The organism is Leifsonia poae (assembly GCF_020009625.1).
Classification (GTDB): domain Bacteria; phylum Actinomycetota; class Actinomycetes; order Actinomycetales; family Microbacteriaceae; genus Leifsonia; species Leifsonia poae_A.
The window spans coordinates 2,270,051-2,285,788 of sequence record NZ_JAIHLP010000002.1 but is presented as its reverse complement, the minus strand read 5'-3'; the positions used below and the strand labels follow the sequence as shown (position 1 = coordinate 2,285,788).

The window sequence follows — 15,738 nt, the reverse complement described above, 5'->3', positions numbered from 1 at the left end:
TCCGAGATCACTGGGAACCTGGTTGCGGCTAAAACCGAGGAATGTAAGGTATTCACATATTCACGGGACCGTATCGAAGGAGAACCATGGTTGACCGCCTGCCTCGCGCCGCCGCACTGAGCACCGAAGAGAAGGCCGCGCTCACCAGCGGCAAGAGTTTCTGGGAATCGAAAGGCGTCGACCGTGTCGGCATCCCGTCGATCTATCTCACCGACGGTCCGCACGGGGTGCGCAAGCAGCGGGAGGGTGGCGACCACCTCGGCATCGGCGACAGCGTTCCCGCCACCTGCTTCCCGCCGGCGGTCGCCTTGGGCTCGTCGTGGGATGCGGAGCTGCTCGAGCGGGTCGGCGTCGCCCTCGGTGAGGAGGCCAAGGCGGAAGGGGTGGGCGTGCTGCTCGGCCCGGGCATCAACATCAAGCGCTCCCCCTCTGCGGCCGGAACTTCGAGTACCTCTCGGAAGACCCCATCCTGAGCGGGCGGCTCGGTGCGGCGCTCGTGACCGGCCTGCAATCGCAGGGCGTCGGCGCTTCGCTCAAACATTTCGCCGCGAACAACCAAGAGACCGATCGGCTGCGGGTCAGCGCCGACATCGACGAGCGCCCCCTGCGCGAGATCTACCTGCGCGGCTTCCAGCATGTCGTGCAGCACGCGAAGCCGTGGACGGTCATGTGCTCCTACAACCGCATCAATGGGGTCTACGCGAGCGAGAACCCGTGGCTGCTCACCAGCGTGCTGCGCGGCGAGTGGGGCTTCGACGGCCTCGTCGTCTCCGATTGGGGAGCAGTGAACAACCGCGTCGCGGCCCTGGTCGCCGGCCTCGACCTCGAGATGCCTTCCAGCGACGGTGTGACGGATGCGCAGCTCGTCGCCGCCGTGCGCGACGGTTCCCTTGCCGAGACGGTGCTCGACACCGCCGCCGACCGGGTGATCGACCTCGTGCAGAAGGCCGTCGACGGCGCCGACCCGGCCGCCGACTACGACCGCGAGGGCCATCACGCGCTCGCTCGCGAGGTGGCGGGGCGCAGTATCGTGCTCCTGAAGAACGACGGTGTGCTCCCGCTCGCGGGAACGGCCGGCCGCACCATCGCCGTCGTCGGCGAGTTCGCCCGCACCCCGCGCTACCAGGGCGCCGGCAGCTCGCAGATCGTGCCCACCCGTCTCGACAACGCGCTCGACGAGATCCGGTCGCTCGCCGCCGACGCCACGGTGACCTTCTCAGCCGGTTACGTGATCGACGCCAACGGGTCGGCCGACGCGACAGCGCTCACCGCTGAAGCGGTGGCGGCCGCGAAGGCCGCGGACGATGTGCTGGTCTTCCTCGGCCTCCCCGGCGAAGACGAGTCCGAGGGCTTCGACCGCGAACACCTCGAACTCCCTGCCGCCCAGACCGCCTTGCTGGATGCGGTGCTGGCCGTCAGCGCCCGCGTCACCGTCGTGCTCTCGAATGGCGGTGTCGTGCGGCTCTCCGGCTGGGCCGACCGCGTGCAGGGCATCGTCGAGGGCTGGCTGCTCGGACAGGCGGGCGGTGGCGCCGTCGCCGACGTGCTGTTCGGGGTGGTCAACCCCTCCGGTCGGCTCGCCGAGACCATCCCGCTGCGCCTGGAGGACACCCCCGCGTTCCTCAACTTCCCCGGTGAGGCCGGCCATGTGCGCTACGGCGAGGGCCTCTTCGTGGGGTACCGCGACTACGACGCTCGGGATGCCGCCATCGGCTTCCCGTTCGGCCATGGTCTCTCGTACACCGAGTTCGTCTTGTCGGAGCTGTCGGTCGCCGGCTCGGACACCGGCATCGACGTGGAGCTCACGGTGACCAACACGGGCGACCGCGACGGCCGGGAGGTCGTGCAGGTCTACGTCGCGGTTCCCGGGTCGGCGGTCGCGCGCCCGGTGCGCGAGCTCAAAGGATTCGCGAATGTGGCGGTGGCGGCTGGCCGTTCGCAGCGCGTGAGCATCCGCATCCCGAACGAAGACCTCGCCTACTTCGACACGGCGCGCTCGCGGTGGATCGTGGAGGGTGGGGAGTACGAGGTCACGGTCGGCGCATCCTCCCGCGATCTGCGCGGCACGGCGACGGTCTCGCTGGCGGGCGACGCCGGCATCCCGCAGCTGTCGGTGGAGTCCACGATCGGGGAATGGCTGAAGCACCCGGTGGGCGGCCCGATCCTGATGGGTGCGCTCGCGCAGGCCGGGAACGAAGGGATGGGGGCGATGCTCTCCGACCCGTCGCTGGTGCGCATGGCCGAGTCGATGCCATTGGTGCGTGTCGCGGCCTTCCCGGGAAGTCCCGTCACGCGCGACCAGCTCGACCAGCTCGTCGCCGCGGCGAACGGTGCGGGCGTTCCCGCGTAGATTCCCCGCCCGGATCGGCCCCGCCCGGCTCGGCCCTGCCCGGATCGAGTAGGGCCGGATCGGGTGGGGCCGGATCGGGTGGGGCCGTTCTGCACCGACGACGGTTCAGGGATGCGGTGCGCGCGACGCGAGCAGCCAGAACGCCCCGGCCGCCGCACCGAACAGGCACAGCGCGACGCCGGTGACGATCGTCGTCGCGCCCTCGGCGCGCGGCAGCACGAGTCCGGCCACGAAGGTGAGCGCGCCGACGTTCAGGAGCAGGGCCGAAACCCAGCCCAGCACCGCCCTTGCCGTGGGACTCACGCTCCGTATCGTAGCCGCGTCGCGCATCCCACCGGTCACGAGCCTCCGAGATTGCCGGTGGAGACCGGGCCGGGGTCGAGCGCTTGGTTGATCAGCGATGACACGAGCATCTTCCAGTCGGAGCCCTCGTGCAGTGTCTCTGTGTCGCCCGGCGGGATGGCGCCGAACACCGGCTCATGCTCCTCACCCTCGGGCGCGACCCGCACGAGCGTGCCCAGCTGCGCGTGCGTGTCGTCGAGCACCACCCAGCGTCCGGCGGACTGCTTCTCGACGTGGAAGATGCGCTCTCGGTAAGGAAAGCGCACGCTGGACATTTCAAGTTCGCTGGCGGACATGGCTGACCCTTTCGTCGGATGCCTCAGGCAGCATCCAACGCCCGTGCGGCGCCGCGCGCAAGAGCCACGGCATCCGCCGACCGGGGACGGACGCTCCGGGGGCGACCTCAGAGTGGCGCGTCGTTGGCGATTCCGAGTCGGAGGTGGTCCTGTGGCGAGCCGGGCAGCGGCGCGAAGCCGAGGTGCTCATAGAATCCGCGCGCGCCGACATTGCGTTCGCCGACACCCAGCTGCACGCCGGGAACGCCGAGCGCCCGCAGATCGGCCAGCAGGGCGCGCAGCAGCGACCGTCCCCATCCGGCGCCCTGCGCGTCGGGGAGCAGATCGATGTGCAGGTGGGCGGGGAACAGCTCGGCGTCGGGGCCGATCAGCGACTCGGGCCTGTGGCCGATCTCGATGAGGCGCTCGCTCGGCGTGCGCGGCGGAACGACGAGCGGATGCGCGGCGGCGAAGCGCGGCAGCCACGCACGCCGGTATGCGGCGGCGAACGCGGCGCTGTCCGCCGCCGCGACGCAGTACCCGAGCACTCGACCGTCGACCTCCACCACACGGGCGAGCCGCGGTTCGAGGGCCAGATAGGGGCCGGCGTAGATGTCGGGGAGGAGGGAGTCGGAGTCGTAGAGGCCGGTCGCATCCTCGCCCGAGGCGCCCGTCTTGACGCAGATGTCGTAGACCGCCGCCAGGTCGGCCGCGCCGTAGCCGCGGATCACACCGGCCCCGCCGTGGCCAACGCCTCCCGCAGGCTCGTCGTGGCGGAGATCGCGGTGGTGGCCTGGTCGGCGGTAAGGCCGCGGAGCACCATCAGGATCGCCGTCTTCACCGACCCGTTCGATCGGGCGAGGGCGTCCTCGGCCTGCGCGGCGGAACACTCGGTCGCGAGCATCACGGTGCGTTCCGCGCGGGCGCGCAGCTTCTCGTTCGTGGCGCGGAGGTCGACCATGATGTTCCCGTAGGTCTTCCCGAGCCGCACCATCGTGATCGTCGACAGCATGTTCAGCACGAGCTTCTGCGCGGTCGCGGCCTTGAGCCTGGTGGAGCCGGCGATCACCTCCGGACCCACGACGACCTCGATCACGTGGTCGGCGCCACGGCCGATCGTCGACCCGCCATTGCAGGCGAGCGCGACGGTGAGGGCGCCGCGGTCACGGGCGAAGCCGAGGGCGCCGACCACATACGGGGTGCGCCCGGATGCGGAGATGCCGACGACCACATCCGCCGCCCGCACATCGAGCTCGGCGAGCGCGTCGGCGCCGCCCTGCTCGTCGTCTTCGGCGTTCTCGACGGCGATCCTGATCGCGCCGTCGCCGCCGGCGATGACTCCGACGACCTGGGACGGGTCGGTGTTGAACGTGGGCGGGCACTCGCTCGCGTCGAGGATCCCCAGACGACCGGGGGTTCCGGCGCCGATGTAGATGAGGCGGCCTCCCTGCCGCATGCGCTCCGCGATGTCGTCGACGGCGGCCGCGATCTGGGGCAGCACGGCGGCGACCGCCGGCGGAACGGTCTGGTCTTGCTCGTTCATCAGCGTGACGATGCGGAGCGTGCTGAGCGTGTCGAGATCGCGGAGGTCTTCGCGGATCGCCTCGGTCGTGAGGGCGGAGAGCTCGTCGCGGAGCAGCTCTCGCGAACCTCGCGTGATGTTGAAGATGTCAGACACGGATGGCATACCTTTCATGGGGAAGGTCGCGGCGGACGGCGAGTGTCGCCGCCCCGTCCAGCGGCGTTCCGGCGGGGCGGTGCGGCGTCAAGCGGAGACGGGTGAGCTCGTCGAGCAGGCGTCGGCGGAACCCGGGGTCGTCGGCGACGCCACCGATGACGCTCACGGCGTCGCCGGGTTCGGCGATCGACGCCGTCGTCGCGGCGAGGTGGCCGATGGCTTCGGCCACGACGGCGGAGGCGATGTCGTCGCCCTCGGCGGCGCGGCGGAGCACGGTCGGGGCGAAGGAGGCGAGGGAGCGGGCGACGTCGTCGCCGCCGGTGAGCACGCGGGGGAGGGCTCCCAGTTCGCCGCTCACGTCGCGGGCGTCCTGTTCGAGGGTCGTCGCGGGGCCGCGGCCGTCGGCCGACCTCAGTGCTCGGATCAGTCCGGCCTGGCCGATCCAGCGGCCGCTCCCCTCGTCGCCGAGCCAGGGCCCCCATCCGTCGGAGCGTCGTGCCTCGCCGCCGTCGTCGATGCGGTAGGCGACTGCGCCGGTGCCTGCGATCAGTACCGTGCCCGCGCCGCCGGCGAACGCACCGAGGTGCGCGGTGAGCACATCGGAGGCCACGACGACCCCGACATGCCAGCTCTGCCGCAGCTGGAGTGCGAATTCGCGGGCGTTCGCCGGCCCGGAATCGACTCCGGCCGCGCCGATGCCGATGCCGCCGAGGGCGAAGACGCGGTCGAGGCCGACGGTCTCGACGAGGGGCACGACCGCGGCGAGTGCGAGTTCGACGCTCGACGCGGCGGCGAATCCGGGGAACCCGGGCCCGTGCCGCTCGACCCGGCCGTTCTCGTCGTCGACGCGGATGCGGCACTGGGTCTTGCCGAGATCGACCGAGAGCGAGCTCGGTGCGACAGGTGTCGTCACGAGACCCCCTTCCTCTGGTGATAAAGATAATTTACAGGATTCGTCATTGCAAAGTAAATCATTGACAGGGATGCGCTCGCCTGGATAGCGTGGCACGCCAGCGAGAGAAATCGACGGGACGGAGGTGGAGCGGGTGAGCCGTGTCGTTAGTGTCATCCCTGTGAGCATTCAGACCAACATCCAGGCGCATGTGGACTCCTTCCCCCCGACGATGCGCCGAGTCGCCGACGCGATCCTCGAGCGACCGCAGATCGTCGTCGAGAACACGATCACGGAACTCGCGCGCGCCTGCAACACGTCGGAGGCCTCGATCGTGCGCTTCTGCCGGGCGCTCGGCCTGACCGGATACCCGCAGCTGAAACTGCAGATGGCCTCCGAGCTCGGCAAAGAGTCAGCGCAGCTCGGCGCCAACGGCTCCGGCGCCTACGGGGCCGATATCAGCCCATCCGACACCCTGGCCGAGATGGTCTCCAAGATCGCCAGCAGTGAGATCCTCGGCATTCGGGAGACTGCGGACAGCATCGACATCGAAGTGCTGCAGCGCGTGGTGCGCAGGCTCGAACGCGCCAAACGGGTCGTGCTCTTCGGCGTGGGCGCCAGCAATGCGGGAGCGCAGGATCTCGCTCAGAAGCTGCTGCGGATCGGCCATGTGGCGCTCGCGTTCCACGACGCCCACGATGCGCTCGTCTCCGCGGCGCTGATCGATGCGGGCGATGTCGCCGTCGGGTTCTCGCACAACGGCAAGACGAAAGAGACGAACGCGTTCCTGCGCGGCGCCAAACAAGGCGGCGCGTTCACTGTCGCCATCACGAACGTGCCCGACTCGCCGCTGACCGACCATGCGGACGCCGTGCTGCGCACGGCGGTGCGGGAGACGACCTTCCGCTCCGGGGCGATGGCCAGCCGGATCGCCCAGCTGACCATCGTCGACTACCTGTTCGTCGGCGTCGCCCGCGGGCGCTACGACCGAACCGTGCAGGCGCTCAAGAGCACATACGAAATCGTCAAGGAGCTCCGAGACGACCACTGAGCGCTGATCCGCCTGACTGTGCGCGCACCGCACCGGGTGCGATGGCGCGCGCACAGAGAAGGAAGAACATGACACACCAGCGCACCCGGACCGGCATCGAGATCGCCGTCGAGACACCGCGGCTCCTCGGTGAGGGCGCCATCGGGCTGCTCACGAACTTCACGGGGACGACACCCGACCTCGGTCGCACGATCGACGCCCTCCTGGCCGCCGGCGTGCCGATCACGACGCTCTTCGGGCCCGAGCACGGGCTCAACGGCTCGGTGCAAGCCGGTGAGACCGAGTCCGGCCGGTACGATATCGCCACCGATCTGCCGATCGTCGAGACATATCTGAAGAGCGGGGAGGCCCTCGACGAACTGCTCGTCTCCTCGGGCGTCGACACGGTCGTCTTCGACATGCAAGACCTCGGAGTGCGGTTCTACACCTACATCTGGTCGCTCTACGACTGCCTGGAGAGCGCCGCCCGCACGGGCATCCGCGTCGTGGTGCTCGACCGCCCGAACCCGCTCGGCGGCGCCGTCGTCGCCGGGCCCGGCCTCGATGTCGACGGCTTCGCCAGTTTCGTGGGGCGAAGCGACATCCATCAGCGCCACGGGCTGACCGCAGGCGAACTCGCCCGGCTGTTCGTGACGCGCGATCTGCGCGCCCGGGGGCTCTCCGTGGAGTTGGACGTGGTGGGCATGCGCGACTGGGATGCGATGCGGGACTTCGATGCCACGGGCCTGCCCTGGGTGCCGCCGTCGCCGAACATGCCGACGCTGGACACGGCGTTCGCGTTCACCGGAACCGGGCTGTTCGAGGGCACGAACGTCAGCGAGGGCCGTGGGACGACGCGACCGTTCGAGGTGCTGGGGGCGCCCTACATCGACGGCAGGCTGGCGACCGCTCTGCGCGAGCGCGACCTTCCCGGTGTCGCCTTCCGGGAGATCTGGTTCGCACCGACGTTCCACAAGTACGCGGGAGAGACGCTGCGCGGCGTGCAGCTCCACCTCACCGACCGCTCGGCGTTCGAACCGGTCGGAACCGGGCTCGTGATTCTGGAGACGGTCGCCGAACTGTATCCTGATCAATTCCGGTTCCTCGACCCCGGCGTGCGGGTCGAGTCGGGCGAGCGCGGCTATGCGGTCGACCGTCTCTGGGGTCGGCTTCGCTGCGCGAGGCGATGGGTTCCGGCGTCCCGCCGACGGCGCTCGGCCCGGGCGTCGCAGACGTCTCCGATGTCTACAGTGACGAGGTGCTGCTCTACCCGCGTGTTTCGAGCCTGTGACAACTGCGTAAACCATTGCCGCAAAACTATCAAATGATGAAAATGCTTGACATAGTTCTACCGACGCCGGTAATTTCGGTGCCAGGCCAGGATGCGCCGGCACACCGAAGTGAGAACGCACGAGGAGATTCGATGCAGCAGTCCACATCCAACGCGACGATCCGACCATTCGGTCCCGGAGACGGGCCCGCGATCGCCGAAGCCTGGACCGCCGCCGCACCGGCGGACGGCATCACCTACGAGCGCTTCCGCGACATGTTCCTGCTCGACCGGAACTTCGACAAAGACGGACTCCTCGTCGCCGAACAGAACGGTGCGATCGTCGGAGCGGCGTACGGCGTTCGCCGCCGGATCGCCGCCGACGGCGCCGACCTCGAAGCCGGCTCGGGCTGGATCCCGTTCTTCTTCGTGGTACCCGGTGCACGCCGGCACGGTCTGGGGGGCGAACTCGTGCGCGGCGTCATGGACTGGCTCGCCGGTCAGGGCGCGACGACGGTTTACTTCTCGTCGTACACCCCCAACTACTTCCTCCCCGGGCTCGACGCCGAACGTTACCCCGACGCCTCCCGCCTGCTCGCCTCGCTCGGCTTCACCACGCAGTACGAGTCGGTCGCGATGGACCGCAGTCTCAACGACTACGAGTTCCCCGAACGCATCCGCGAACGTGTCGCCGCGCTGAGCGCCGACGGCTGGAGCTTCGGATCCCCGACGGGCGACGACCTCGTCGACCTGATCGACATCGCCGGAAGCCGCTTCAACCCCGACTGGGCGCGCGGCATCCGTGAAGGCGTGCTCGGCGGGCAGTCGCTCGAACGCATCCTCTGCGTGCGAAACCCCGACGGCGTCATGCTCGGCTGGGCGATGCACGGAACCTACGAGAACGTCCTCGAACGGTTCGGCCCGTTCGGCGTTCTGCCCGAGAGCCGGGGAACCGGGCTCGGCGAAATCCTCCTCCACCTCACCCTGCAGCGGATGCGCGCCCTCGGCGCCCACAGCTCGTGGTTCCTCTGGACGGAAGAGACCTCCGCCGCCGGCTACCTCTACACGAAGACCGGCTTCACCATCACTCGCACATTCGCGATCCTGCACGCGCCGCTCGCTGTCTGAACAACAGCGTCCCCACCACCGAGAGGAACATCATGAGAACAGCTCTGTTCGGCCGCCGTGGCCGACTCGCGAAAGTCGCGCTCGTCGCCGGCGCCGCGGCCCTCGCGCTATCCGCCTGCAGCGGGGCCGGAAGCTCCGGCAGCGACGACGGCAAGGTCACGCTCACCTTCTTGAGCCACTACGGCCAGGAGCCCATGAAGGGCGGCCTGACCAAGCTGGTCGACGAATGGAACGCGGCCAACCCCGACATCCAGGTCAAGCAGCAGACCGTCAGCTTCGACGACCTCCTCACCACCCTGAACGTGCGACAGACCGGCGGCAAGGGTGCCGACATCCTCAGCTCGTACGCCCTCTGGGGTGGTCAGCTCGCGGCCAACGGCGTGCTCGACAAGCCGCCGGCGAGTGTCGCGGCCGACATCAAAGACAACTACAGCCCGGCCGCGGCCGACGCCGTCACCGGCGGCACCGGACAGGTGTTCGGCTACCCGACCGAGTTCAACACCTACGTCCTCTATTACAACAAGAAGATCCTCGCCGAGGCCGGCTACGACAAGCCGCCGACCGACTGGGCGCAGCTGAAGGAGATCGCGAACAAGACGACGAAGAAGGACTCGTCGGGCAACTACCAGGTCGAGGGGCTCTCCCTCATCCAGGACGGCGACAACCAGACCGCGCACCCGTTCCTGTCTCTGCTGGATGCGGCCGGCGGCAAGTTCCTCGACGCCAAGGGCAACTCGGCGCTCGACGGCAAGGCGAAATCGGTCATGCAACTCGAGTCGGAGCTGGCCAAGTCCGGTGCGACGACCACGTCGATCATGCCCACGAAGACCTTCCCGAGCAACGGTGTGGCGATGGCCATCCAGGCGAGCTGGTGGATCGGCAGCCTGAAGACCCAGATGAAGGACGATTACGCCAACGTCGGAACGGCTCCGGTCCCGGGGCCCGAGGCGGGCGAGAAGGGTTCGCTGGCCTACGCGTTCTTCACCGGCGTCAACTCCGGCAGCAAGCACAAGGCCGAAGCCTGGAAGTTCGTGACCTGGCTGAACTCGGCCAAGAACAAAGAGGGCGTCACCGAGATGGGTGACTTCCTGGCCGGAAATGGGCTCATCCCGCCGCGTAAGGCAGACGCCGCCATCCTCGGCCCGAAGCTGCAGGCGGCAGACCCGAACCTCACGCCGATCTACGACGCCGCGGCGTACGCGATGGCCGAGTCGAACGCTGAGAACGCATACAAGGCGAAGACCTCGCTGCACAACGCGCTCAACGAGATCCTCGTGAACAAGGCGCCGGTCGACCAGACCTTCAAGAGCCTGGTCGCCGAGATCAACCGCAAGTAGTGCCACCCGGGGCGGGGCGGCGAGAAGCCGCCCCGCCCCCACGGCCGAACCAAGCCCGACCGGGCGGAGACGACAGATGACAGAGACGTACGCGGATGCGACCAGGGAGGCGGCGACCCGACGGGGTGCCACTGAACTCACCGCACCGACGAAAACACGCACGCGACGGTTCCGGCGGGAAGGGCGCGCCGGCTACCTCTTCCTCGCACCCTCGCTCCTGTTCTTCACGCTGTTCCTGATCCTCCCGTCGTTCTTCGCGATCTTCCTCTCGCTCTCCAAATGGGGCGGTTACGACCTCACCCAGATCAAATTCATCGGAGTGCAGAACTACTCCGACATCCTCAACTTCGACAGCACCTTCGTATCGCCGATCCTCGTGAACACTCTGGTGTTCGCCGTGCTCTCGGTCGTGCTGGCCGTCGCCGGCTCGCTGCTGGTCGCCCAGTGCATCGAACGCCTGCGGTTCCAGGGGTTCTGGCGATTCCTCTACTTCCTCCCCGTCGTCGCGACGGTCGTCGCGATCGGCAATGTGTGGAAGATGATGTACCAGCCGTCCGGGCTGATCAACGGCCTGCTGAACGCGCTGCACATCAACTCGGTCGGCTTCCTCTCCGACCCCAAGATCGCTCTGCCCTCGGTGGCGGTCGTGCAGGCCTGGGCCTCGATCGGCGCGGCGGTGCTCATCCTGACCGCCGGCATCAAGGCGATCGACCGCACCGTCTACGAAGCCGCCGAGATCGACGGCGCGAACAGCTGGCAGACGTTCTGGGGCATCACCCTGCCGCTGCTGCGTCCATCCCTGCTCTTCGTCTTCATCACCCAGTGCATCGCCGGGCTGCAGTCGTTCGCCCTCATCATCGTCATGACGAAAGACGGCGGGCCCGTGAACTCGACGAACGTCGCGGCGTTCGAGATGTACCAGCAGGCGTTCAAGTTCGGCGCGTGGGGAACGGCCAGCGCGATGGCGATGGTGCTCTTCCTGATCATTTTCATCATCACCCTGATCCAGCTCTGGGTCAGCCGACGGGCAGGAGACGACGACTGATGGCTGCGCGCAACAAGCGGGTCCGCACCCCGTGGCTCTCCTACACGCTGGTCGCCATCGGCGGCGTGCTGATGGCACTGCCGTTCCTCGACATGCTGTTCAGTTCCTTCAAGGGGCGGGCGAATACGGCATCCTCCCCTACCATTTCCTTCCGCAGGACTTCACCTGGGGCAACTACGGCGCCGCATTCGAGCAGTTGCAGCTCGGCCACCTCTTCGTCAACAGCGTGGTGGTGACCCTCGTCGTGACGGCCTCGGTGCTGATCACTTCGGCGATGGCCGGCTACGCGCTCGCAAAACTGCGCTTCCGCGGCCGCGACGTGATCTTCCGCTTCATCCTGGCGACGATGATGCTCCCTCCGTTCCTGCTGCTCATCCCCGACTTCCTCATCATGCTGAACTGGCCGTTGGTCGGCGGCAACAACATCCTCGGCCAGGGTGGCGACGGCGGCATGACCACCAACATCGTCTCGCTGATGCTCCCGTTCCTCGTCAGCGGTTTCGGCATCTTCCTCATGCGCCAGTTCATGGTCGGCGTCCCGAACGAGATGCTGGAGGCGGCGCGGATCGACGGCGCGGGGGAGTGGCGGCTGTTCTTCAACATCGTGCTCCCGCAGGCGAAACCCGTCGCGATCACGCTGGGCCTGATCACCTTCGTCGGCCAGTGGAACGAATACATCTGGACCTCCCTGATGGCGTCGACGAACCCCGACCTGATGACCCTCCCGGTGGGCATCCAGCTGTTGCAGAGCTTCATCGACCCGAACCGCACGATGCCCATCGTCATGGCCGGCATCGTGATCAGCACGATCCCCGTGCTGCTGATCTTCCTCTTCTTCCAGAAGTACTACGTGCGCGGTGTCGTGCTCAGCGGCATGAAATGACCGGCACCCGCAGAATGAAACGGAGCAGAACGTGAGCAGAACCGTCCTCGCCATCGGCGGGCACATCGGAGACATGGATCTGACGGCGGGGCCGACCCTCGCCAAGATGGTCCTCGACGGGGATCGGGCTATCATCCTCGCCTGCACGTATGGAGAACGCGGCCACCCCCGTCTCACGCCGGACGAATACCGCGTGCAGAAGATCCGCGAGGGCGAGCAGTTCGCCGCCGACATCGGCGCGGAGTTCCGGGTGCTCGACTACTCCGACGGCTTCCTGCCGGACGACGACGATGCGGCCGACCAGATCGCCGACATCATCCGGGTCGAGAAGCCCGAGATCATCATCAGCCACTGGACGAAGAGCATCCACCGCGACCACGAGCGGGCGGCGATCCTCGCCGAGCGCGCCCGGTTCCTCGCGTCGCTGCCGGTGGACAGCCCGCTCGGCCGGCACGGCGTCAACCAGTTCCTGCACGCCGACAACTGGGAGGATGCCGACGGCTTCGTGCCCGATCTCTACGTGCCGATCCCGGAGGAGGCGTTCGAGCGCTGGCGGGCGGCCATCCAGAACCAGGCCTTCGCCCGCGGCGAGACCTACGGCTTCCGCTACATCGACTACTACACCGCGATGATGACGGCCAAAGGCTGTCTCGTCGGTTCCGAGCGCGCCTGCGGCTTCGTCGTCGGGGGCAGCTCCAAGTTCGAGCTCGCCGGGCCGTGAGCCCGACCCCGCTCGCCGACGGCCTGACCCGTCGGCACGCCATCGCGCACGACGCATCGCACTATCTGCTCGTGCCGTCGGCGGTGGCCACGCCCGAAGGGGTCGACGACATCGTCGCCCTCTTCGGGCGCGTCCGTGAAGCGGGAGACTCGCTGACGTTCCGTTCGGGCGGCACCAGCTTGAGCGGGCAGGGATCGACCGCCGGGGTGCTGGCCGACACACGACGCCACTTCCGGCGCATCCGGGTGCTCGACGACGGGATGCGCGTGCAGGTCGGCCCCGGGGCGACGGTGCGGCAGGTGAACGCGCATCTCGCGCGATTCGGTCGCAAATTGGGGCCCGACCCGGCGAGCGAGGTCGCCTGCACCATCGGCGGTGTCCTCGCCAACAATTCCAGTGGCATGGCGTGCGGGATCGAGCACAACTCGTATCGCACGGTGGAGTCGCTTGTCGTCGTGCTGCCGAGCGGAACCGTCGTCGACACCGCGCATCCGGATGTGGAGGCCGAGCTCGCGCGACTCGAGCCCGAGCTGTCTGCCGGCCTCGCCGGTTTGCGCCGCCGGGTGCTCGCCGATCCGGCGTCGGTCGCGACGGTTCAGCGGCTGTTCAGCCGCAAGAACACCATGGGGTACAGCGTCAACGCGCTGCTCGACCACGAGCGCCCCGCCGAGATCCTCGCCCACCTGCTGATCGGCAGTGAGGGCACCCTCGGGTTCATCGCCGACGCGACGTTCCGCACGGTGCCCGTGCAGCCGGTGGCGGCGACCGCCCTCGCGGTCTTCTCCACCCTGCAGGAGGCGGCGGCGGCAGCGCCGGTGCTGGCCGCCGCCGGATTCGCGACGGTGGAGCTGCTGGACGCCACCTCCCTGCGGGTCGCGCAGCAGCTACCCGACTGTCCCCCCGACATCGGCGATCTGGCGGTCGACGAGCACGCCGCGCTGCTCATCGAGTTGCAGGACGCATCCGAGTCGGCGCTCGCCGCGCAACTGCAGCGAACCGCAGCGGTCGTCGCCGCGCTGCCGGTTGTCGCACCGGTCTCGATGACGGCGGACGCCGACCGGCGGGCCGCGCTCTGGCATGTGCGGAAGGGCCTCTACACGGCGGTCGCCGGCGCGCGCTCCTCGGGCACCACCGCGCTGCTCGAAGACATCGTCGTCCCCGTCGAGAACCTCGGCGCCGTCTGCGAGGGACTGATCCAGCTCTTCGCCCGCTTCGGGTACGAGAACTCCGTCATCTTCGGCCACGCAAAAGATGGCAACGTGCACTTCATGCTCACGGAACGGTTCGACCGGCCCGAGCTCCTGGAGCGGTACCGCGGCTTCACCGAAGCCATGGTCGACCTCGTCCTGGGGCTCGGCGGCTCGCTCAAAGCCGAGCACGGCACGGGCCGGGTGATGGCCCCGTTCGTCGGGAGGCAATACGGCGACGAACTCCACGCCGTGATGCGGGAGATCAAGCGGCTGTTCGATCCGCACGGCATCCTCAGCCCCGGCGTCGTGCTCTCCGACGAGGCCGACTCGTACCTCCGCGACCTCAAAATCACCCCGGCGGTCGAATCCGAGGTCGACCGCTGCGTCGAATGCGGCTACTGCGAGCCGGCCTGCCCCTCGCGGGATCTCACCCTCACCCCGCGACAACGCATCGTGCTGCGGCGGGAGATGGCCGACGCGGAGGCGCGCGGCGACACCGCCCTGCTCGGTGAGCTGCGAGCCGACTACGAGTATCAGGGGGTCGACACCTGCGCGGTCGACGGGATGTGCCAATCGGCCTGCCCGGTCGGCATCAACACCGGGGACCTCGTTCGGCGCCTGCGCGCCGAGTCGGTGGGGCCGGTCGAGTCGGCCGTGTGGAATGGCGCCTCGCGCGTCTGGGGTGCGGTGACCAGCACGGCGAGCGTGGCGCTCAGCGCGGCGAAGATCCTCCCCCACCCGCTCGTGGGCGGTGTCACGACGCTCGGCCGGGCCGTGCTGGGGGACGACCGCATTCCGCTCGCCTCGCCCGAACTGCCGGGCGGAGGGAAGACGAGACGGTCACGCACGCCGGAGCATCCCGTCGCCGTGTACTTCCCAGCCTGCGTCGGAACGATGTTCGGCCCTCCCGCCGGGGCGCTTTCGGTGTCGGAGGCGTTCCTCGCCCTCTGCGAGCGTGCCGGGGTGGAGGTGCTGATCCCGTCGGGCATCGGTTCGCTCTGCTGTGGAACCCCCTGGAAGTCCAAAGGGTTCACCGCCGGCCACGAACGGATGGACGAACGCGTCGGATCCGTTCTGGCGAGCGCGACCGACGGCGGCCGTCTGCCGGTGGTCTGCGACGCCAGCAGCTGCACTGAGGGCCTGGCCGCGAGTGCGGAGAACGGGTCGATGACCGTCGTCGACAGCATCGCCTTCGTGCGTGAGCATGTGCTCCCGGCGCTCACGGTGACGGAGCGCATCGGCTCGATGGCGCTGCATCCCACCTGCTCGTCGAGCCAGCTCGGGATCGACGCCGACCTCACGCAGATCGCCTCGGCGATCGCGGCCGATGTGACAACACCGGTGGACTGGAGCTGTTGCGGCTTCGCCGGTGACCGGGGTCTGCTGCATCCCGAGCTCACCGCCAGTGCGACGGCGGCCGAGGCGGCCGAAATCGCCGGGGCCGGATGCGACGCATACGCCTCGACGAATCGCACCTGCGAGCTCGGGCTGACCCGCGCGGTCGGCGCCGAGTACGAGCACATTCTCGTGCACCTCGAACGGGCCACGAGGCCGCCGCACTGACAAACTTCCGCTCCGTGCGTTCGGCGCGATCGCA

General features: G+C 68.6%; 14 protein-coding genes and 1 pseudogene. 10 read left to right on the top strand and 5 right to left on the bottom strand.

The window, feature by feature from the left end; translation table 11 throughout:
• Nucleotides 1-86: 86 nt before the first annotated feature.
• A pseudogene (locus K5L49_RS20680) lies at nt 87-874 on the top strand (glycoside hydrolase family 3 N-terminal domain-containing protein); the annotation flags it as partial.
• Nucleotides 848-2,350, top strand: a complete 1,503-nt coding sequence (locus tag K5L49_RS11515; protein ID WP_374107706.1) for a glycoside hydrolase family 3 C-terminal domain-containing protein — start codon at nt 848-850, stop codon at nt 2,348-2,350. The pseudogene K5L49_RS20680 and the gene K5L49_RS11515, both read left to right, overlap by 27 nt.
• Before the next feature lie 105 nt (nt 2,351-2,455).
• On the opposite strand, the gene K5L49_RS11510 is transcribed toward K5L49_RS11515, so the two are convergent.
• The 5 genes from K5L49_RS11510 to K5L49_RS11490 form a co-directional block, all read right to left on the bottom strand.
• A complete protein-coding gene (locus K5L49_RS11510) occupies nt 2,456-2,653 on the bottom strand; it encodes a hypothetical protein (protein WP_223692882.1) in 198 nt (65 codons plus the stop codon).
• 35 nt (nt 2,654-2,688) lie between these two features.
• Nucleotides 2,689-2,988 (bottom strand): hypothetical protein, encoded by a 300-nt coding sequence (locus K5L49_RS11505; protein ID WP_223692880.1) that lies wholly within the window; start codon nt 2,986-2,988, stop codon nt 2,689-2,691.
• A gap of 107 nt (nt 2,989-3,095) precedes the next feature.
• Entirely contained in the window at nt 3,096-3,698 is a 603-nt protein-coding gene (locus K5L49_RS11500; RefSeq protein WP_223692878.1) for a GNAT family N-acetyltransferase, read from the bottom strand.
• Nucleotides 3,695-4,645: an N-acetylmuramic acid 6-phosphate etherase gene (gene murQ, locus K5L49_RS11495; protein ID WP_223692876.1), complete on the bottom strand. Its 951-nt coding sequence runs from the start codon at nt 4,643-4,645 to the stop codon at nt 3,695-3,697. Before murQ ends, K5L49_RS11500 begins: the two co-directional genes overlap by 4 nt.
• Nucleotides 4,638-5,558, bottom strand: a complete 921-nt coding sequence (locus tag K5L49_RS11490; RefSeq protein WP_223692875.1) for an N-acetylglucosamine kinase — start codon at nt 5,556-5,558, stop codon at nt 4,638-4,640. The genes murQ and K5L49_RS11490 overlap by 8 nt, the downstream gene beginning before the upstream one ends.
• Before the next feature lie 160 nt (nt 5,559-5,718).
• Here K5L49_RS11490 and K5L49_RS11485 point away from each other — a divergent pair, with 160 nt between their 5' ends.
• From K5L49_RS11485 to K5L49_RS11450, 8 genes are all read left to right on the top strand, one after another.
• A complete protein-coding gene (locus tag K5L49_RS11485) occupies nt 5,719-6,588 on the top strand; it encodes a MurR/RpiR family transcriptional regulator (protein WP_223692873.1) in 870 nt (289 codons plus the stop codon).
• A 68-nt stretch (nt 6,589-6,656) separates the two neighbouring features.
• Nucleotides 6,657-7,895, top strand: coding sequence for an exo-beta-N-acetylmuramidase NamZ family protein (locus tag K5L49_RS11480; RefSeq protein WP_223692871.1), 1,239 nt, complete (start codon nt 6,657-6,659; stop codon nt 7,893-7,895).
• Between the two features lie 95 nt (nt 7,896-7,990).
• Nucleotides 7,991-8,965: a GNAT family N-acetyltransferase gene (locus K5L49_RS11475; protein WP_223692869.1), complete on the top strand. Its 975-nt coding sequence runs from the start codon at nt 7,991-7,993 to the stop codon at nt 8,963-8,965.
• 32 nt (nt 8,966-8,997) lie between these two features.
• A complete protein-coding gene (locus K5L49_RS11470) occupies nt 8,998-10,302 on the top strand; it encodes an extracellular solute-binding protein (RefSeq protein WP_223692868.1) in 1,305 nt (434 codons plus the stop codon).
• Nucleotides 10,303-10,378: 76 nt separating this feature from the next.
• Complete coding sequence (locus tag K5L49_RS11465; protein WP_223692866.1) at nt 10,379-11,347, top strand: carbohydrate ABC transporter permease; 969 nt, start codon at nt 10,379-10,381, stop codon at nt 11,345-11,347.
• Between the two features lie 31 nt (nt 11,348-11,378).
• Nucleotides 11,379-12,230, top strand: coding sequence for a carbohydrate ABC transporter permease (locus tag K5L49_RS11460; RefSeq protein ID WP_223692864.1), 852 nt, complete (start codon nt 11,379-11,381; stop codon nt 12,228-12,230).
• A gap of 31 nt (nt 12,231-12,261) precedes the next feature.
• Complete coding sequence (locus K5L49_RS11455; protein ID WP_223692862.1) at nt 12,262-12,951, top strand: PIG-L deacetylase family protein; 690 nt, start codon at nt 12,262-12,264, stop codon at nt 12,949-12,951.
• Nucleotides 12,948-15,704, top strand: coding sequence for an FAD-binding and (Fe-S)-binding domain-containing protein (locus K5L49_RS11450; protein WP_223692861.1), 2,757 nt, complete (start codon nt 12,948-12,950; stop codon nt 15,702-15,704). Before K5L49_RS11455 ends, K5L49_RS11450 begins: the two co-directional genes overlap by 4 nt.
• Nucleotides 15,705-15,738 lie beyond the last annotated feature (34 nt).

Coding starts and splice junctions, on each gene's coding strand:
- K5L49_RS11465 (WP_223692866.1), top strand. CDS start 10,379: ATGACAGAGACGTACGCGGATGCGACCAGGGAGGCGGCGACCCGACGG.
- K5L49_RS11505 (WP_223692880.1), bottom strand. CDS start 2,988: ATGTCCGCCAGCGAACTTGAAATGTCCAGCGTGCGCTTTCCTTACCGA.
- K5L49_RS11475 (WP_223692869.1), top strand. CDS start 7,991: ATGCAGCAGTCCACATCCAACGCGACGATCCGACCATTCGGTCCCGGA.
- K5L49_RS11470 (WP_223692868.1), top strand. CDS start 8,998: ATGAGAACAGCTCTGTTCGGCCGCCGTGGCCGACTCGCGAAAGTCGCG.
- K5L49_RS11480 (WP_223692871.1), top strand. CDS start 6,657: ATGACACACCAGCGCACCCGGACCGGCATCGAGATCGCCGTCGAGACA.